The 18,973-nt window shown below is 62.7% G+C and carries 13 protein-coding genes; 7 read left to right on the top strand and 6 right to left on the bottom strand.

Going from position 1 to position 18,973, the window contains the following annotated elements:
* Window positions 1-128 precede the first annotated feature (128 nt).
* Window positions 129-1,790, top strand: a complete 1,662-nt coding sequence (locus ACJYUO_RS13315; RefSeq protein WP_494345842.1) for a tRNA uridine(34) 5-carboxymethylaminomethyl modification radical SAM/GNAT enzyme Elp3 — start codon at window positions 129-131, stop codon at window positions 1,788-1,790.
* Between the two features lie 404 nt (window positions 1,791-2,194).
* On the opposite strand, the gene ACJYUO_RS13310 is transcribed toward ACJYUO_RS13315, so the two are convergent.
* Both ACJYUO_RS13310 and ACJYUO_RS13305 read right to left on the bottom strand, forming a co-directional pair.
* Window positions 2,195-3,028 carry a ZIP family metal transporter gene (locus ACJYUO_RS13310; RefSeq protein WP_494345841.1) on the bottom strand — a complete coding sequence of 278 codons (834 nt, stop codon included), beginning with the start codon at window positions 3,026-3,028 and terminating at the stop codon, window positions 2,195-2,197.
* A gap of 118 nt (window positions 3,029-3,146) precedes the next feature.
* Window positions 3,147-3,791, bottom strand: a complete 645-nt coding sequence (locus tag ACJYUO_RS13305; protein WP_494345840.1) for a hypothetical protein — start codon at window positions 3,789-3,791, stop codon at window positions 3,147-3,149.
* A 333-nt stretch (window positions 3,792-4,124) separates the two neighbouring features.
* On the opposite strand from ACJYUO_RS13305, the gene ACJYUO_RS13300 reads away from it, so the two are divergent.
* The 5 genes from ACJYUO_RS13300 (at window position 4,125) to ACJYUO_RS13280 (ending at window position 12,340) form a co-directional block, all read left to right on the top strand.
* Window positions 4,125-8,360 carry an Eco57I restriction-modification methylase domain-containing protein gene (locus ACJYUO_RS13300; RefSeq protein ID WP_494345839.1) on the top strand — a complete coding sequence of 1,412 codons (4,236 nt, stop codon included), beginning with the start codon at window positions 4,125-4,127 and terminating at the stop codon, window positions 8,358-8,360.
* Between the two features lie 370 nt (window positions 8,361-8,730).
* Window positions 8,731-9,138 (top strand): hypothetical protein, encoded by a 408-nt coding sequence (locus ACJYUO_RS13295; RefSeq protein WP_494345838.1) that lies wholly within the window; start codon window positions 8,731-8,733, stop codon window positions 9,136-9,138.
* A gap of 160 nt (window positions 9,139-9,298) precedes the next feature.
* Entirely contained in the window at window positions 9,299-11,458 is a 2,160-nt protein-coding gene (rqcH, locus tag ACJYUO_RS13290) for a ribosome rescue protein RqcH (protein ID WP_494345837.1), read from the top strand.
* A gap of 213 nt (window positions 11,459-11,671) precedes the next feature.
* Entirely contained in the window at window positions 11,672-11,941 is a 270-nt protein-coding gene (locus ACJYUO_RS13285) for a hypothetical protein (protein WP_494345836.1), read from the top strand.
* Window positions 11,942-12,046: 105 nt separating this feature from the next.
* The gene (locus ACJYUO_RS13280; protein ID WP_494345835.1) at window positions 12,047-12,340 is read left to right on the top strand and encodes a hypothetical protein; all 294 of its coding nucleotides are present in this window, start codon (window positions 12,047-12,049) and stop codon (window positions 12,338-12,340) included.
* A 72-nt stretch (window positions 12,341-12,412) separates the two neighbouring features.
* Here the strand turns inward: ACJYUO_RS13280 and ACJYUO_RS13275 are convergent, their stop codons facing one another.
* A complete protein-coding gene (locus tag ACJYUO_RS13275; RefSeq protein WP_494345834.1) occupies window positions 12,413-13,024 on the bottom strand; it encodes a hypothetical protein in 612 nt (203 codons plus the stop codon).
* A gap of 194 nt (window positions 13,025-13,218) precedes the next feature.
* Between ACJYUO_RS13275 and ACJYUO_RS13270 the strand changes: the two genes are divergently transcribed.
* Window positions 13,219-14,286: an mRNA surveillance protein pelota gene (locus ACJYUO_RS13270; RefSeq protein ID WP_494345833.1), complete on the top strand. Its 1,068-nt coding sequence runs from the start codon at window positions 13,219-13,221 to the stop codon at window positions 14,284-14,286.
* A gap of 30 nt (window positions 14,287-14,316) precedes the next feature.
* Here the strand turns inward: ACJYUO_RS13270 and ACJYUO_RS13265 are convergent, their stop codons facing one another.
* The 3 genes from ACJYUO_RS13265 to ACJYUO_RS13255 all read right to left on the bottom strand — a co-directional run bounded on the left by ACJYUO_RS13265 (window position 14,317) and on the right by ACJYUO_RS13255 (window position 18,926).
* On the bottom strand, window positions 14,317-15,072 hold the full coding sequence (locus tag ACJYUO_RS13265; RefSeq protein ID WP_494345832.1) for a TrmB family transcriptional regulator: 756 nt from the start codon (window positions 15,070-15,072) through the stop codon (window positions 14,317-14,319).
* On the bottom strand, window positions 15,069-17,996 hold the full coding sequence (locus tag ACJYUO_RS13260; RefSeq protein WP_494345831.1) for an efflux RND transporter permease subunit: 2,928 nt from the start codon (window positions 17,994-17,996) through the stop codon (window positions 15,069-15,071). The genes ACJYUO_RS13265 and ACJYUO_RS13260 overlap by 4 nt, the downstream gene beginning before the upstream one ends.
* A 195-nt stretch (window positions 17,997-18,191) precedes the next feature.
* Window positions 18,192-18,926: an MBL fold metallo-hydrolase gene (locus ACJYUO_RS13255; protein ID WP_494345830.1), complete on the bottom strand. Its 735-nt coding sequence runs from the start codon at window positions 18,924-18,926 to the stop codon at window positions 18,192-18,194.
* Between the last annotated feature and the right edge of the window lie 47 nt (window positions 18,927-18,973).

Below are 18,973 nucleotides of genomic sequence, written 5' to 3'. Positions count from 1 at the left end.
ACGGAATCGCAGGCAGCGACCGCTCGCCGGCAGGCGTTGTGATCCGGACCGGTCTCGGATCGGCTGGGACCGTCGGCGAATCGGCGAGTCCGACACGCTTATTCGCGAACGGCCACGAATCACGTGTAGTGAGTACCGAGACGCCAGAACCGACCGAAACCGAAGCGTTCGAGCGGGTCTGTGAGACGCTCGTCGAGCGGATTCTCGCCGGCGAGGTCGAGCGCGACGAGGTCGAAAAAGCCAAGCTCGAGGCCTGTTCGGAACACTCGGCACCCAAGGTGCCCAAAAACTCCGAACTGCTGGACTACGCCCCCGAGGAGCACCGCGAGGACCTAGAGACCGTGCTCCAGCGCAAACCGGTCCGGACGGCCTCCGGCGTCTCGCCGGTCGCGATCATGACCTCGCCCGAGCGGTGTCCCCACGGCAAGTGTCTCTACTGTCCCGGCGGCCCCGACTCCGAGTTCTCGAGTTCGCAGAGCTACACGGGCGAAGAACCCGCCGCGGCCCGCGGGGTCCAGAACGACTACGACCCCTACGGGCAGGTCACGCTGCGACTCGAGCAACTGCGCCAGATCGGCCACCCCGTCGACAAGGTCGAACTAATCTTGATGGGCGGGACAATGACCGCCCGCAGCCACGACTATCAGGAGTGGTTCGTCAAGCGCGCGCTCGAGGCGATGAACGACTACGACGTCGACAAGGAGCCGGAACCGGCACAGGGAGTCAGCTTCGCCGAGGAGCCCGAGGAGTACGAGTTCGAATACCTCGAGGACGTCATCGCGGAAAACGAGACGGCAGACATCCGCAACATCGGGACGACCTTCGAGACGAAGCCGGACTGGTGTGACCCCGAACAGATCGACCGGATGCTCGACCTCGGCGGGACGAAAGTCGAGGTCGGCGTCCAGACCACCTACGAGCGGGTCAATCGCGACATGCATCGGGGTCACGGCGCGCAGGCGTCGATCGAGGCCAACCAGCGGCTGCGGGATTCGGCGTTCAAGGTCGGCTTTCACATGATGCCCGGCCAGCCCGGCATGTCCAAGGAGATGTGTCTCGAGGACTTCCGTCGGCTCTTCGAACAAGAGCAGTGGAAACCCGATTACCTGAAGATCTACCCTACGCTCGTGGTGCGGGGCACCGCGACCTACGACTGGTGGCACAAAGACGAGTACGAGCCGCTGTCGAACGACGAGGCCGCCGATCTAGTCGCGGAGATCAAGGACATGATTCCTCGGTACACCCGGCTCCAGCGGGTTCAGCGGGACATTCCGGCCGACTTCATCGACGCCGGCGTCTGGAAGTCGAACCTGCGACAGCTCGCCCGCAAGCGCATGGACGAACACGGCTGGACGTGTGACTGCATCCGCTGTCGCGAGGCCGGGATGCACGACGAGGAACCAGATACCATCGAACTCGACGTGCTGACCTACGAGGCCTGCGGCGGCACCGAGCACTTCATCTCCTTCGAGGACTTCGAGAAGGACCTCCTCGTGGGCTTCTGTCGGCTCCGGTTCCCGAACGATCCCGTCCGCCCGGAACTCGAGAACACGGCCCTGATCCGGGAACTACACGTCTACGGGTCGGAGGTCGCCATGGGCGACGAGGGCGAAACGGACCAGCACCAACATCAGGGCTACGGTCGTCGGCTGATGGAGCAGGCCGAAACCCTCGCCGCCGACGCCGGCTACGACAAGGTCAGCGTCATCTCCGGCATCGGCGCTCGAGAGTACTACCGGAACAAACTCGGCTACCATCAGGACGGGCCGTACGTCAGCAAGCGCCTGTAACGAGCCGAATTCACGGTGCGGACACTGGTCGACGCGCTCTCGCTCAATCGCCGCCGTTCTCTTCGATTTCCCCTTCGAGACGACGCAGTAGATCGATCGCCGAGACACCGAAAATTCATATAGGTAGGAACGGTAATAGCCAACGCCGACCTTCGTCGGCACCGTTGTCACCCATCCCCCACTCCGACAGCGGCACACCGATTGCCTCCTGCCAGAGCGCGCCGACACCACCTATCGCTTGCTCCCCCGACGCGACAGCCTCGGCGCGCTCGACACCCGTACTTGTGCCGGCACTCAACTGGGTCAAAGCGGTCGCTCTGTTCTCGTAATCGACTCGTTGTCACCTCGAGTCGGTGGGCTGTGCGTTGGACAGGCCGTCCGAATTCGGACCAGCCGGCTCGAGTTCAGACCGCGAGGACGGTGTCGACGAGCAGCATGATCGCAAATCCGAGCACGAACGTCGCTGTCGCGGTGTCGGCGTAGCCGTGCCCGTGACTCGAGGGAATGAGTTCGCGGAAGACGACGGCGATCATCGCGCCGGCGGCAAAGCCGGCGGCGACGGGGAACAGTCCGGAGACGACTGCGACCAGCGAGAAGCCGATGGCCGCGGCGATCGGTTCAGGAATACCGCCCGAGAGTGTGGTATAGAGCAGCGTCTTCGGTCCGGAGACGCCGGCTCGGACCGCAGGAACCGCCATCGCGAACCCGTCGGGGACGTTCTGGACGGCGATCGCCGTCGCGATAGCGACGCCGAGCGCCGTCTCGCCGCTGGCGAACGCGATGCCGACCGCCAGCCCTTCGGGAACGTTGTGGATGGTGACGGTGCCGCCGACCAGGGCCGCCCGGCGGAGTTCGTCACCCCCGTCGCTTCTTGGGTCGAGGTCCGCGTCCGCCTCGGCTGACGGCAAGTCGCCGGCAGGGTCGAACTTCGCCTCCGTCCCTTCGACGCGCTCGCCGCGAAACAGGAGATGCAGGTGCGGGAAAACGGCGTTAACCACGAGCAGGAACCCGCCGCCCGCGAGGATACCGGCGACGACCTCGAGGGGCGATCCCATCTCGAGGCCGGGGAGGACGAGCGCGAAGACGGCAGCGCCGACCATGATGCCCGAGGCGAGTCCGAGCGACCCGTCGTAGACGCGGTGGCTGATGCGGTCGGTGAGCAATAGCGGCAGCGCGCCGATCCCGGTCGTACAGCCCGCGATCGTCGCGACGATGACGACTTCACCGAAGGGTGACATATCGGTTCGGTTCGCCGCCGTCTCGAAAACGTTTGCGATCGGAAGGGACACGCGGTCACAGCGACGCTGAAGTGAGTCGCTCGATTACGGCTCGTCTCAGTTCGGGATCCGCGGCTGGTCAGTCGATCGTGACCTCGAGTTCGAGCAGGCCCAGATGCGGCGGTGCGCCGCCGCCGTTCGTACGGAAGTCCTCGGGCGTCGAGTTGACGACGCTGTAGAAGTCGTCCTCGCTGGTCGGCACCAAGGTGCTGCCGTCGTCGCGCTGGAGGAACGCCGGCGTGTCGGTCCCCTCGATGAGGTCGCGTTGCTCCTGCCAGTCCTCGTCGCCGTAGATGAAGGTGCCAAAGGAGAACCGCCCCGCGGCGAGCGCGTCGGATTTCGACATGAACATCCCGGCCTCTTCGGCGTTGTACTCCTCGTCGCTCACCCACGCGATCGCCGCGACGCCCTCGGACTCGAGGAGGTAGAAGTCCCACGAGAGCGTCGCGTCGAACACCGCCCAGACGCTGCGCGGGCCGACGGTGTGGAGTTCGACGCTGAACGCGGGCCGCAGCCGCGAGCCGTCCTGTTCGGGGACGAAGGTGGCGTCGTAGCCCGGTGACCGGATCCCGCGGTCGTGGTAGACGACGCCGTCCATGTCGACGTCAGCCTCGATTCGATCGATGATCCCGCTGACGGTGGCTCCGCCCTGATTCTCGAGGTGCTCGAGGAAGTCGGGGAACTGGGAGACGTTTTCCCACGGTCGGTCGTCGCCCGCGCTCATACGGCTCGCCCTCCGCGGAGATCGGTCGCTCGGTCTCGATGTCCGTGGCGCGGAGCCGTCCCGGCTGGATCGTGCGTGGTGCCGCCGACAGCGTCGTCCATATCCGATACTGGGGGACGGCGGGGATTAGGCTTTCCGACCTCCGATCGCTGCGTACTGAGTGGGCACTGATAGCGGCAATCGATCCGGGTTGTGATCTGTATCGGACACCCTCAGCGGGTCGTGCTTGACACAGGACGGTTCTCCGATAAAATTCCCTGCAGTTTCGTGACCGAATCGCCCACCACAGGAACGTACTCTTATGCCCGTTCGGCAGACAGAGGGCAGTAATCGATGAGCAGTCAGACGACGCTGGATTCGACGCCGTTCGATAACGCCGGTCTCTTCTCGGATCACTATCTGAAGAACACGGTTTCCGAAACGGAGCAGTGGGACTGTGATGCGGAGGCGGAAGCGGCGTTCGACGCCCTGACGGAGCTCTGGGAAGCGGAACGGGACGTCGTCGATTCGTATCTCGAGTCCGAGTTACAGGACGTGTGGATCGACGAGGTCGTCTCCCGTCTCGGATACGACGCCGTCACGGAGACCCCGATTCCGAGCGAACGAGGGCACGTCGACTACGTCTTGTTTAGTTCCTCGAGCGTCCGGCGACGCGCCCGCAGTCTCGACGACCTGAACGAGACGTACGCGAAATCGACCGGCATACTCGAAGCCAAACAGTGGGACGCCGATTTCGAGAGCGAATACGTTGATCGGCCGTATCGAAACGCCTCGTCGCAGATTCGCCACTATCTCGATCGAACGCCGGAAAACATTCAGTGGGGATTCCTCACAAATGGTCGCAAATGGCGGATCTACAGCAATCGCGTCTACGAGACGCAAATCTATTACGAGGTCGACCTCGTGGACCTCCTCGAGAACGGGAGCCTCTCCGAGTTCAAGTACTTCTATGCGTTCTTCCACCGGGACGCGCTGACGGGAGCGGTCGGCGAATCGTTCTTGGATACGGTCTACCGCGAGAGCGAGATCTACGCGGAGCAACTCGGTGAGGACTTGCAAGACAACGTCTTCACGGCGCTTCGCGTCCTCGGTGAAGGGTTCGTTGACTGCAACGACCTCGACGTAACGGCTGAGGGCGAGGCCGCCCGTCGCGATCTCAAAGAGCATTCCCTCGTCTACCTGTACCGATTGATGTTCGTTCTGTACGCCGAGGGCAAGGGACTCATCCATCCCGTCTCCGAGCGGGCCAAGCGGGACTACGAGAGCGAATTCTCGCTCGAACGCATCCGTGAGGATATCGTCGACCAAGCCGGCAGCGGCGAATATTTCGACGATTTCAGCGCTCACTCGCGAAGTTACTGGGACCGTCTCGACCGGCTCTTCGAACTGATCGATACCGGCAACGACGACCTCGGCATCCCGGCGTACAACGGCGGTTTGTTCGCCGTCGAAGAGCATCCGTTCCTCGAGGAGAACTACGTTTCGAACGACTATCTCGCGCGAGCCATCTACTATCTGAGTACGACGACGAGCGACGACGGCGACCTGATCTATGCGAATTACGGCGATCTCGACACCCGACACCTCGGGTCGGTCTACGAGGGTCTTCTCGAACACCGATTCGAGATCGCCGAGGAACAGTTGTGGGCAGTCGCTGCCGACGACGGGCAGGTTTGGGTCGATGAAGAGGCGTTCGCCGAGTACGATGCTTCCATCGATGTCGTCGAAAAGGGCGGCCTCTACGTCGTCAACGACGAAGGGGAACGACGGTCCACGGGGTCGTACTACACCCCCGATTACATCGTCCAGTATATCGTTTCGCAGACGCTCGACCCACTCATCGAAGACATCAGCGAATCGCTGGAAACGGACGGGTACGAGCCGGGGACCCACGAGTATGCCGGTGAATTCTACGCGCGGGTTCTCGAGCTCAATATCCTCGATCCGGCGATGGGCAGCGGTCACTTCCTGACCGCGGTAACGAGTTACCTCGCGGATCAGGTCCAGGAGGTAACGCTCGAGGCGGAGATTTCCGGCGTGATGAACGAAGAGGAGATTCGCCGAGCCATCGCCAAGGAGTGTATTTTCGGCGTCGACCTGAACGAGATGGCGGTCGAACTGGCAAAGCTCTCGATGTGGCTGGAGACCCTTGCGAGCAACAAGCCGCTTACGTTCCTCGACCATCATTTCAAGCAGGGGAATTCGCTACTCGGGGCCGACCTAGATGACATCGACGACCTCCCCGATTCGGACACGCGAACGGACGTCGCGGACGGGCAAGCGACGCTCGATCCGTTTCTGAACACTGTCCAAGACACGATCGACAGTTACCTGCGAGAATACGCCGCGTTCGCTCGGATGGACGACGACACGGTCGAACAGATCGGCAAGAAAAAAGCGAAGTACGAGGAGGAAGTCGAGGGAGAGGAAAAGCGCGAGCGATTGGACCAGCTCGCGAACGTCTATCTGGCGACCCATTTCGGCGTCGCCGTTCCCGACGATGCCTACGATAACCTGAAGCAGGCCCTTCGCGCCGACCACGAAACCCCGTGGGAAGCCTTCGAGGAGAAGTCGTGGTTCCAACGGGCACAGGACGCGGCCGCCGAGCACGACTTCTTCCACTGGAAACTCGAGTTCGTCGAGGCCTTCTACACCGACGGGCAGACGAAATCCGAACGGGGGTTCGATGCGGTCGTCGGTAATCCGCCGTACTTCAACCTCGAGACCGTGACTGACGAGAGGTTCAGCGACTGCCTCGAGCGACGGTACCCGGACATCTACGCCGGAAAAGCCGACATCCACTATTTTTTCTGTGGCCTCGGATTCGAACTCCTCAGAGATGGGGGACAGCTCGGATATATCGTCTCTCGATACTTCACTGAAGCACACTATGCACGAGGACTCCGCGAGTCGCTTAGTAGCAGCGCGGACATCCACGAAATCGTCGATCTCGGGAACAACCAGGTGTTCCCCGGTGTCGATACCTTGACCGTTATTATGCGCCTCGCAAAGGGGCGACCGGTCGACGAGACGACGATTACGTATCTCCGCGACGAACTGGAGTCCGATCCACGGACGATTCAGCAGACGATCGAGAAGATCGTCTCGGCGGAGGAAACCGACCTCGGCGGACAGTACACGATGGCCGAATCCTCGTTCGGAGCGGATCGATGGGGGATTCTGCCGAAATCCATCCTCGACATCAAAGAGACGATCCGGGACGCGGGGACGCCCCTCGGGGAGAATTACAGAACCGGGCAGGGACTGATGACCGGCCTGAACGAGGCGTTTACGGTCTCGCCCGAAGAGATCGACGAGTGGGGAATCGAGGACGAAGTGGTGAAACCCCTCGTCAAAAACGGCGATCTCAGGAAATACGAGTACAACCCGCGAGGGCTGGACGTCCTCTACTTCGAGGGGAAGCGTATCGAGGACTACCCGAACGCGATGGAGTACCTCTCCCAGTACCGGGAGCAACTGGACGACCGCGCCAAGGACTCCGTCGAATGGTACGAATACCTGAACCCGATCAACAAGGAGATCTTCGAAGACGAGACGAGAGAGAAACTCATCTGTCCGTTTACGGCGACCGAGAACCGCTTCTATCTCGACCAGACAGGGCTATACAACGATGGCGGCGACATCGAGGTCATCGTCCCCGAGGCTGACGGCGCGCCGGAAAACGAGTACGTGGCTTGTTTACTCAACTCCACGCTGTTGGAGTTCTTCCACCTCAACCACGCGAAATTGAAACGAGACGGCTACTACGAGTACTTCGGCAACTCGCTTCAGGCGATTCCGCTTCTCATGTCGCCGGAAGAGACGGACGCCGATACGGCGTCCATACCGGCTGACGCGTTCGATGATGGCGTCCCGGACGACATCGAAACAGCGCTTATCGGCGTCTATCACGAACTGGTCGACCTACTCGAGGAGCGACGCACTCTGCGTAAGGCACTCGATCCGTTCAAGTATCTCTCTCGTGACGCGCCGACCGAGGACTTCGAAGATGTCCTCGCCGAGGAACTGAAGTACGCGACTCGAGTCGACGAAATCGCCTTCGAGTCGCGACACGATATCGACCGGCTCGCGCTCGAGAGATCGGAAGAGTCCGATACGTGGCTCCTCCGCGCCCGGCTGAAACTCCGCGAGGCGACGGACGACGGGGACTACGACTGGAAACGTAACGAGGAGGGCAACGGGATCGTCCGTCGGTGGGTCGACCTCTACGAGTTCCCCGCCGATCTCGTCGATGAACCGCGACTCGAGAAATATGCAGTCGTGTTGGATCACTACGACGAGTTCGCGAACAAGAGTCCGAAGAACGGGTACCCCGGCGGGAAGACCCGAACGGTACAGCAGAAACTGGACCGAGCGGACCTCCCGGTCGTTGACGACGCCGATCTCACGCCGCACTTCGAGCTACGGGACGAAATCACGGCTCGAGAGGCCGAAATTCGGGAACTCTATCGCGCCGTCGACGACATCGTCTACGAGATGTACGAACTGACCGACGATGAAATCGAGACCGTCGAAGCGGAAACCGGCGTCGGGTTGACGTTAGAATAGAATAATGGGTGATGATACCATACTGATACCTGTCTTCGATCAGCCGGACGCTATACCTGTGCACTTACCGCAGTAGAATCCAAGCCAGAAACAGTACTGGAAAGACAATACCAACTAGAATCACTCCAAAGGAGACGATTTCTATAGAAATCATCGAAAAGAGCAGTATCCCAAGAATCGTAACTAAAAGTCCGATAATAATATTGAGCCTGAGTAATATCGGGTCATCATCCATTAGTTAAAGTCCAATAAAACAACACATGTATTTTGTGGATTACACTTGTTTATAGTCTACTGAGCGGCAACTACACGTGCGAATTGAACAGCCGTACTTCAGAAAACATTTACAGATAGTTTTCAATGAAAAGCCATGAGACAGCGAACAGTTCTTGGAGCAATCACGGCAACTATGGCTACAGTTTCTGGATGTATAACTCGTGTATCCTCTGAAAGAAAGAAGACTTTCACTGTAGAGAGTAGACTGAGTGAGACGGTATATATAACAATATCTATAAAAAGACCTAGATTTCTCCGGGGTGAAACTACTGTTGAAGAGACTAGTTTTACGATGGAGAAGAATACTAGGTACGAAAATCACGTCCCTATCGCAGAGAAGACAGGAGAGTATATAGCCGAAGTTACGATTGAGGACCGAGGGACTGTGACGGAAGAGTTTGACTATGGGGGGCCAGTTACTTCTCCTGTCCTAAATATTAGTGAGGAGATGCCATATGATGACTCGTTTTCCATATCTATAGATATGGCCCCAGATGCCTGATTCCTCACTGAAATAATAGTAGGTACTTTACCTGCACTAAGCGATATGTGCTTGTCCTGTACTTACCGATGGGGCAGCCCCTCTCACTACGCGGTCGTCCGGGATCAGGCGCTGGCGTCGGAGCGACACGTCTTTTTGACCGGGACTGGCAATTTCGGGTATGGATCCAAAGCGGGAACTCACCAGCGTCGACCTCGCCGCTCTCGTCGGGGAACTCGGGGCCTACGAGGGCGCGAAGGTCGACAAAGCGTACCTCTACGGCGACGACCTCGTCCGGCTCAAAATGCGGGACTTCGACCGCGGTCGCATGGAACTGATTCTCGAGGTCGGCGAGGTCAAGCGGGCTCACACGGTCGCCCCCGAACGGGTGCCAGACGCCCCTGGCCGGCCCCCGCAGTTCGCGATGATGCTCCGCAACCGCCTCTCCGGTGCGGACTTCGCGGGCGTCGAGCAGTACGAGTTCGACCGCATCCTCGAGTTCGTCTTCGAACGCGACGACGGGACGACCCGGATCATCGTCGAACTGTTCGGGCAGGGCAACGTCGCGGTCACCGACGGCGAGTACGAGGTGATCGACTGCCTCGAGACGGTGCGGCTCAAATCGCGAACGGTCGTGCCGGGCTCGCGCTACGAGTTCCCCGACACCCGGACGAACCCGCTGACGGTCTCTCGAGAGGCCTTCGACCACGAGATGGACGACTCCGATACGGACGTGGTCCGCACGCTCGCGACACAACTCAACTTCGGTGGCCTCTACGCCGAGGAACTGTGTGTTCGTGCCGGCGTCGAGAAGGGGATGGATATCGAGGACGCCGACGAGGGCGTCTACGAGCGGCTCTACGAGACGATCGAGCGACTCGCGCTCGACATCCGCAACGGGAACTTCGATCCGCGGCTCTACCTCGAGCGCGACGACGAGGACGACGAGGGCGAGGACGAGGGTGACGACGCTGACGCCAGCGTCGTCGACGTGACGCCGTTCCCGCTCGAGGAACACGACGACCTCGACGGCGAGGCCTACGACTCGTTCCTCTCGGCGCTGGACGACTACTTCTTCCGGCTCGAACTCGCCGAGGAAGAGGAGCCGGACCCAACCGACCAGCGGCCAGACTTCGAGTCCGAAATCGCCAAACAGGAGCGGATCATCGAGCAACAGCAGGGGGCGATCGAGGGCTTCGAGCAGGAGGCCGAGGAACTGCGCGAGCAGGCCGAACTGCTCTATGCCGAGTACGGGTTGGTCGACGACATCCTCTCGACGATTCAAGGGGCCCGCGAGCAGGACCGCTCGTGGGACGAGATTCGCGAGCGCTTCGAGGAGGGTGCCGAGCAGGGCATCGACGCCGCCGAGGCCGTCATCGATGTCGACGGCAGCGATGGGACAGTCACCGTCGATATCGACGGCGAACGGATCAACCTCGTCGCCGGACGGGGCGTCGAGCAGAACGCCGACCGGCTCTACACCGAGGCAAAGCGCGTCGAGGGGAAAAAGGAGGGCGCGCTGGCCGCGATCGAGAACACCCGCGAGGACTTAGAAGACGCCAAACGCCGCCGCGACGAGTGGGAGGCCGACGAGAGCGGGCCCGTAGCGGAACCCGAGCCCGACGAGGACGAAGAAGAGACCCAACGCGACTGGCTCTCGGAGCCGTCGATTCCGATCCGCGAGAACGAGCCGTGGTTCGACCGCTTCCGCTGGTTCCAGACCAGCGACGAGTACCTCGTCATTGGCGGCCGCAACGCCGATCAGAACGAGGAACTCGTCAAGAAATACCTCGAGCCCGGCGACAAGGTCTTTCATACGCAGGCTCACGGCGGCCCCGTCACCGTGCTCAAGGCGACCGATCCGAGCGAGGCGTCCTCGAGCGAGATCGAACTGCCGGAGTCGAGCATCGAGGAGGCCGCCCAGTTTGCCGTCTCCTACGCCTCGGTCTGGAAAGACGGTCGCTACGCGGGTGACGTCTACGCCGTCGACTCCGATCAGGTCTCGAAGACCCCCGAGAGCGGCGAGTACTTAGAGAAGGGTGGGTTCGCGATCCGCGGCGACCGAACCTACTACCGGGATACGCCGGTCGGCGCGGCGGTCGGCATTCAGTGTGAGCCCTACACCCGCGTCATCGGCGGCCCGCCGTCGGCGATCGAAGCGCATGCGGTGACGACGATCGAACTCGAGCCCGGGCGGTACGCGCAGGCGGACGCGGCAAAGCGGCTCTACCGCCAGTTCCGCGAGCGCTTCGAGGACGAGACGTTCGTCCGCAAAATCGCCAGCCCCGACCGGATTCAACACTTCATGCCGCCGGGCGGCAGCCGGGTCGCGGAGGACTGAGACGGGTTGCGGTCCCGATTTGTCGGCGAAGTCCCGACCGCTCTGGGGTTGAGCCGGCACTGACGGACAGCAGGCCGTCTGAGCGCGGATCGGCAGCGACCGCTCGGATAGATTCTTGCGGTTGAACTGCCCGGGACTGTCCGTTGCGGGGCTGACTGTAACCCCGATATGTACGGCTCAACGCTCATTGGTGTCCCCGGACTAGCGCGTTCGATGCTGTACCCATTCGAGGCGCTCGGCCCCGCGCAAGTCAGCGATGGGATCAACGGCCCGATCATCGTCACCGCGGTCATCCTCGTCGCGATGGTGGTCATGGTCGGATTCGTGGTGTTCCTCGCGCTCGGTCCCGGCACGCAGCCGTATCAGGCGGAGCACGCGGAACCGACGCCGACCGACGATAGCGGCGTCCGCGACGGCGACACGGAGGAATCGTCGGATGCCACGGCAGAGTCCGGGTCCGAGTCCAGCTCGGGCTCCGACTGACGAGTGCGAGTCGACGGTTGCTTTCTTGTACCCGTTTCTCATTTCGACGGTGAGGCTGCACGTGCCGGGTCCACGACTACACGGCAGACCGTGGACGCGACTCGCATGGCGGACATCGATACCGACACCGACACGGAACCGGATCTCGGCACCGCGACCATCGTCTACGAGACGCCCGGCGAAACCGACGAGCGGGCCACCGTGGACAACGATCGAATCGCCTACTTTCAGGATCACTGGCTGTTCGCCTACGGCACCGACGAGAACGGCAACGATGTCGTTCGCCGAGTTCCGAAAGAGCGCGTCCACTACGTCGAACGCTCCGTCGACGAGATCGAAGAGACGTTCGAATCCGGTCTCGAGAAGGCCAAAGGAAAAATCGAGGAGTTGCGGGACTGAGTCCCACCCGAACGCCGTCACCGACGAGGGCGAGCGACCGGCCCGTGAGTGCCGGCGTGGGTGAGGTGCCGCTCAGCGGTGTTCAGAAGCCGGTTCGTCGACGTGTGACTCTCGGATCGAGATACGGATGTCGGAGCCGTCCTCGAGGTCAGTCGTCGGCTGACCGGAGTTTCCCGGTTCGGACGAACCGCGGTCGACGGTTCGGAACCGTTCGCGTTCGGCGGCGTCGTACGCTGAACTCATCGCGATCAGGAATCCGACCATTGCCGTCACGAGCGCGACGACACCGATGGCGACGGCACCGATCGAGGCAACGGTACCGGCGAGGACTTCCCCGGAGACGAGCAGGGAGACGGCGGTGACGACCGCGATCAGGGTCAGGAGCCGGGCGAGTCGACCGGTGTCGAGGCCGCGGTAGGTCTTCTCACCGGTCGTGTCGGCCAACACGGACAGGACGCCGTCGTACGAGTCATCGGTTCGAGCGTTCCCGAGCGAGTGAGTCGACTGTGCGACCCAGACGCCGGCAGTGAAGTTCAAGAACGCGACGAACGATACGAGGCCGACCTGCCCGTCGACGAACAGTCCCGTTAGAATCGCACCCGTAAACGTCACTGCCATGATGGCGTGAGTCACGAGCGAGCGGGTGCCGAAGTCTTCCAATCGAGCTATGTGTCCCATGTTCATACCCAAATGAGGTCTGCAACGCGGATAGCGTCGCGCCCTTACTATGTTGATTGGTGACAATAACCACGATTTTCAGCGGTCGCTGATAGGTTCTGCCGCTCGGCCGACCGCAACGAGGACCGACCGGGCGAGGTCGAAAACCCGCGGACACACCGATCGCAGCCCACTTACCGCCACCCCGTGAACGAACCCCCATGCAGATCAAAGACCGGGAGCAGGTCGAGGGCGGCCGCGAGCGGATCACGGTCGTCCCCGAAAGCGTCGACGACCTCTGGCACCTGCAGTACGTCCTCGAACCCGGCGACCGCGTCGCGGGCGATACGACCCGGCGGATCCAGCGCAACGACGACCAGATGCGGGACACGGGCGGCGAGCGCGAGCACATGTGGGTCGCCATCGCCGTCGAGGACGTCGAGTTCCACAAGTTCGCCAACCGGCTGCGGATCGGCGGCGAGATCGTCGCCTGTTCGCGCGAGGATCAACTGAACTTCCACCACACGCTCAACGTCGAGGCCCGCGACGAGATCTCCATCGAGAAGCGGTTCAAACCCGATCAGGAGGCCCGCCTCGAGGAGGCAGAGGAAGCCACGGAGAATCCGGACGTGGCAATCGCGACCGTCGAGGAGGGCCAGGCCCACGTGCACACGGTCGCCCAGTACGGCACCGAAGAGCGGGCGACGATCACTGGGACGACCGGGAAAGGCGAGTACGCCCGTGGCCGCTCGGAGCTGTTCGAGGAACTCGCGACGGTCCTCAAACGACTCGAGGTCGACGCTATCATCCTCGCCGGGCCCGGCTTTACGAAACAGGACGCCTACAAGTACATCGAACAGAACGAATCGGAACTCACCGAGTTGATTACGATGGTCGACACGGCGGCCGTCGGCGACCGGGGCGTCCACGAGGTGCTCAAGCGCGGTGCCGTCGCGGATGTCCAAGAGGAGACCCGCATCGAGAGCGAAGCCGAATACATCGACGAACTCACCCGCCGCATCGCCGACGGTGCCAAGGCGGCCTACGGCCCCGAACAGGTCAAAAAGGCCGCCGAGTTCGGCGCGATCGAACGGCTGCTCGTCCTCGACGATCGACTGCAGAAAGAGCGCGGGCCCGACGGCGAGTGGGCAATCAGCGTCGACGACATCGTCCGCACGACCAAACAGAAAGGCGGCGACGTGACCGTCTTCTCGAGCGAGTTCCCGCCCGGCCAGCAGCTGTCGAACCTCGGCGGGATCGCGGCCCTGCTTCGGTACCGACTCGAGTGAGCGTGCGGAACCGGCCGCGACCCGAATCGCCTACTCGACCTGCATTTCGTCGCTGGCCTCGATCAGTTGGATTAACACGGTCGCGAACAGCGAGCCCGAACTCCAGATCGCTGTCTCGCCGCCCTCGCCGCCGAGGACGCTCAACAGGATGCCATCGTCGTCGGCGATGGCGATCCGGCCCGACCGCTGGTCGTCGGTTCGGTGGGCCGGGGGGTCCTCGACGGTAACGCCCTCGACGCCGGCGAACTGGCGCTGGATTTCCTCGCGCCGGCTGACGATGATCACCGCGACGCCGGCCGCCGCGCGCTCAGCGAGGGCTCGTTCGATCGGCTCCGTGATCAGTTCCGGGAGCCGGGTCCCGAAGACGATCCGCTCTTCGGCCTGTGAGAGGATGTCGACGGTCCGATCATCGACGCGGTCCCGGCCGCGGACCGTCCAGATGTCTTCCTGGGTCTCCTCGCCGGCCGGCTCGTTTTTGACGGTTTCGACGTACTCGAAGGCCCGGTCCTGCTCGTGCTCGAACCGGTCTCGGAGCGTGTCTCGAGCCTCTTCGACGCTGACCGGCCGGTACCGGATCGGGTTCGCCTGCTGGACCTCGAGCAGCCCTCGGTCCTCTAAGCTCTCGGCGACGCTGTAGACCTGCGATCGGGGAACGTCCGTGATCTCGGCGACGTCTCGTGCCGTCCCCGCGCTCAACTGGTGAAGCGCGATGAACACCTTGGCCTCGTAGCTGGTGAGTCCGAGTTGTTCGAAGGCGTCGACGGCTTCGGGTTCGCCGGTACTCACTCGCGGTCACCTCCGTTGGGCTCGGTCCCGCCGTCGCTCGCGGTCGGCGTCCCCGTCTGAGCACCCGACCTGTCGAACGACACGTCGGGGCCGAAGTACCGCGTCCACAGGACCAGCAGCGTTGGGAGCACGACGACGCTGGCCAGGAACGCGTAGGTGATCGTCAGTCCGGTGATGATCCCGAACTGGCGGAGCGCGGGGAGGATCGCGAAGGCGAGGGTCCCGAAGCCGCCGACGGTGGTTGCGGCGCTGCCAAGCAACGCCCCGCCGGTGCCGGTGACGGTCGTCCGCAACGCCGACCAGACGTTGCCTTGGCGCTCGAGTTCGAGCCGGTACCGTTCGCTGACGTGGATGCTGTAGGCGACCCCGAGCCCGACCGTGAGGCTCGTGATCATCCCCGTCAGGACGTTAAACGGCATTCCGATGAGGTACATCGTTCCCAGGATCCAGCTGACCGAGAACGCGACCGGAAGCAGGGTCACGGCCCCGAGCGTTGCGCTGCCGCCGGTCAGCCAGTAGGCCGCCGAAAGGAACAGGAATACCGCCACGAGGGTAATCACCAAGCTCTCGAGGACGGTATCGAGCAGGTCCTGTTCGACGATGTAGCTGACGATCGGGTCGCCGGTCGCAGTGGCGGTCCAGCGGCCGTCACCGCCGTCTTCGAGATCGGTTGCGATCGTGCGCATTTCTGACGTTGTCTCTGCGTTCGTGGCGTCGCCCTTAATGGCGACGACCAGCCGGGCCGATCGGTACTCGCCGTCGTCGGTCCGGGAAAGGACCTGACTGGCGGCTTCCTCGTCGATCTCGAAGAATTGGTCGTACAGCGCCGAGACGTTCTCGTCGGGAACACCGTCGTCGTCGGTGTCGGCCGCGTTGAACGACTCGTTGAACGACTCGTTTTGCCCGGCGACCTGCTCCATCGTCGAGAGCGGGTCTTGGATGTCAGGTTCGCCCGTCGCTAACGTGTAGGCGATGTCGCTCTCCGCGGTGTCGTTTCGCGTCTCGTTGACCTGTTCGAGGAAGTCGTCATCGTCTACATCACCGTCGACGAGGAGTTGGGCCTGGCGGTCCTGGCGCTGGAAGTGCTCGTTGACGTACTCGAGGTCGTCCTTGGCGTGGTACTCGCCAGGGGCCATCCCGCCCGGCAGGTTCTGGGTCCACGCGGGGGGACTCTCCGCGAGGAAGTCCTCCTCCTGGAAGCTGGTATCGACCTGCGTCGCGCCGTAGGCCCCGCCCGCGGTGAGCAGGGCGACGACCAGGAGGACGACGAGGGGGATCCGGCGAGCCGCGCTCGAGCCGATCGTCAGCACGTCGCTGAAGCGGCCGCCGCCGGTCCCGAACGCCCGTTTGTGTCGGTCGACGCCGCGGGCCTCGAGGAACTCGTCGATTTCGATTTTGGCGGCGGGGATCAGCGCGCCGAAGACGATCAGCGCGGCGACGATGCCGACGGAGCTGACGATGCCGAACTCCCGGATGGGGGCAATCGGGCTGACGAGATTCGAGAGGAAGCCGATGACGGTCGTGGCCGTCACCCAGACGAGGGCGGCACCCACGCCGGCCAGCGCGGTTTTCATCGAACCGCGGACGGTCCCGCGGGTACCATCTTCTTCGCGCTGCTCGCGATGCCGCATGAAGACGTGTATTGCGTAGTCGATCGACAGCCCGATCAGCAAGACCGGCACCGCGACGAACATCTGGTTGAACGCGATGTCGGCCCAGCCCATGAATCCGAACGTCCAGACAAGGACGGCGACGATGCCGACGACCCCGAGCACGATGTCGAGCGGATCGCGGTAGGCGATCAGCAACGCGACGACGACGAACAGCAACGCGAGCGGGCCGACGATGGCCAGGCTGTCGTTCATCGAACGGTCGATCTCGTCGGTGATCAGCCCGCTGCCGAAGACGAGGTAGTCCTGCTCCTGCATCTGTGCCAACTCGCGGATCTCGAGTTGACTGTCGATGAGTTGCTCGCTGACCGCGCTGCCGCCCATCCCTTGGCCCTCGTCGCTGGCAGTCGACTGGGTCAGCAGGGTCATCCGCGCCTCGGCTTCGGTACTGCCCGGCTCGTACGACGTCGACATCAACCCGATCGCTGCGCTGTCGTCCGACTCGTTCGACGACAGCGTGTTCTCGAGGGTCCGGTCGTACTCCTCGTCGCTCAGGTCCTCGAGGGCAGCGATCTGGTCGTCGATCGACGGACTCCCCTCGCCGCTCTGGAGGACCCCTGCCGTGGCAGCGCCGCGGGCTCGCTCGAGTTCCGCGGTGAGTTCCTGATACTCGGGATCGCTCTCGTCGAGGCCGTAGCGCTGGGATTCGATCGAGCGAATCCGGTCGATCGAGTCGGCGTACTGGGCGGTCTGGGTCTCGCTGAGGTTCGCGGTCGCCTCCTCGACGACGGCGTCGAACTGTGACTCGAGTTCGTCCGCTTGCGCTTGATATTCGGGGTTGCTCTCGTTATAGGACTCGTTTAACTGCTCGTACTCTCGCTGGAGCGCGATCGCCTCTTCGACGCCGGCACCGAGTTGTGCGCCGCGCTCTTCGTTGATCGCCGTGATCGCGACGACGTTTTCGACGCCGGTTATCGGCTGGTCTTCGACGAGCGTTTCGTTGATCGACTCGTTCGCTCGGAGTTCCCGTTGGAACTCGAGCGACGAGACAAGCGACTCCTTCGTGAGAACGTTATCGCCGCGTGCGATCACCTGGACGCGGGTCGTATTCTCCTGTTGTTCGCTCGTGAAGTTTCCATTGATTCGCTCGAGGGCTTTCGCTTCGTCGGATTCGCCCTCGAACTGGGCGAGCGACGAGTCGTCGTCGACCATCGGCATCCCCGCTCCCACGGCCGCCGTCAGGAGCAAGAGAACCACGAGCACGATCCGCGTGTGGCCAGTAATGGCGGTCGCGAGCCGTTCGGGTACGCTCATTCGATCACCGCGGTGTTCGTCCGCGAGAGTTCGGGAGGCATCTGTTGTTATGATCCTACAAACGCCGCTGTATATACGTGTTCGCCCTCCCTCTCACGAGCTGAATAGTCAGTCCCAGCGGCAACTCGAGGCTCTGTTCGGGGAACGAATCTGAGAAAATAGAACGCAAACGGACCTGTGCCGACGCCAGTGCAGTCACTCGATAGAGACGGTTTTGAGATCCTCGGCGAACCGCACGTCGCCGTCGTAGTGGGCACCGATCGACTCGAGCATCTCCTCGTGTCGGCCCTCGGTGTGGGGATAGAGGTGGGTCAGGTAGACGCGGCCGATTTCCCGGCCGGCCAGTTCCCGGCCGAGGGCGTCGGGCGTCGGGTGGTTCGAGACGTCGACGTCGTCGGGGAACGAACAGTCGTGGGCGAGGATCGCCGATCCCTCGGCGAAGTTCGCCAGCCCCGCGAAGGCCTCGCTGTCGCCGCTGAAGGTGAAGAGATCGCCGAAGCGGTAGGCCAGACACGGCAGCGAGTGGCGGGTCTCGTAGGCCGACACCTCGAACCCCGCGACCGAGAACTCGCCGGGGACGACCTCTCGGACCTGTACCTCGAGTTTGTCCTGCATGTACTCGTAGACCTCGAGGAGGTCGTCGACCAGGTTCTTGGTCCCCTGCGGGCCGACGATCTCGAGGTGTTCTTCGCCGGCGAGCCACCGGGCTTTCATCAGCGGCAGCAGGTCGGCGACGTGGTCGAGGTGGTGGTGAGTCAGCAGCACCGTCGAGACGGCCTCGTAGCCGACCCCGGACTGCTGGAGGCGCTGGAGCGCACCGGCTCCGCAGTCGACCAGCAGCGTCCGACCGTCGTCTTGGACGAGAATCCCCGCCTGAAAGCGTTCGCCGGTGGGCATCGCCGAGCCCGTGCCGAGAAAGGTGACACGCATACGCGGGCTTGGAACGCCCGGCCCGATAAGGGTACCTCTCGCCGCCG

The sequence above is a fragment of the Natrinema sp. CRL1 genome (genome assembly GCF_059162405.1).
Note: the sequence above shows the minus strand (reverse complement) of the source record. Positions and strands in the feature narration are given on the sequence as shown.

What these genes read in the sequence shown, in the direction of transcription:
- ACJYUO_RS13295 (WP_494345838.1), top strand. Translation starts at nt 8,731, where the DNA reads ATGAGACAGCGAACAGTTCTTGGAGCAATCACGGCAACTATGGCTACA.
- ACJYUO_RS13280 (WP_494345835.1), top strand. Translation starts at nt 12,047, where the DNA reads ATGGCGGACATCGATACCGACACCGACACGGAACCGGATCTCGGCACC.
- ACJYUO_RS13300 (WP_494345839.1), top strand. Translation starts at nt 4,125, where the DNA reads ATGAGCAGTCAGACGACGCTGGATTCGACGCCGTTCGATAACGCCGGT.
- ACJYUO_RS13270 (WP_494345833.1), top strand. Translation starts at nt 13,219, where the DNA reads ATGCAGATCAAAGACCGGGAGCAGGTCGAGGGCGGCCGCGAGCGGATC.
- rqcH (WP_494345837.1), top strand. Translation starts at nt 9,299, where the DNA reads ATGGATCCAAAGCGGGAACTCACCAGCGTCGACCTCGCCGCTCTCGTC.
- ACJYUO_RS13310 (WP_494345841.1), bottom strand. Translation starts at nt 3,028, where the DNA reads ATGTCACCCTTCGGTGAAGTCGTCATCGTCGCGACGATCGCGGGCTGT.
- ACJYUO_RS13255 (WP_494345830.1), bottom strand. Translation starts at nt 18,926, where the DNA reads ATGCGTGTCACCTTTCTCGGCACGGGCTCGGCGATGCCCACCGGCGAA.
- ACJYUO_RS13260 (WP_494345831.1), bottom strand. Translation starts at nt 17,996, where the DNA reads ATGAGCGTACCCGAACGGCTCGCGACCGCCATTACTGGCCACACGCGG.
- ACJYUO_RS13275 (WP_494345834.1), bottom strand. Translation starts at nt 13,024, where the DNA reads ATGAACATGGGACACATAGCTCGATTGGAAGACTTCGGCACCCGCTCG.
- ACJYUO_RS13305 (WP_494345840.1), bottom strand. Translation starts at nt 3,791, where the DNA reads ATGAGCGCGGGCGACGACCGACCGTGGGAAAACGTCTCCCAGTTCCCC.
- ACJYUO_RS13285 (WP_494345836.1), top strand. Translation starts at nt 11,672, where the DNA reads ATGCTGTACCCATTCGAGGCGCTCGGCCCCGCGCAAGTCAGCGATGGG.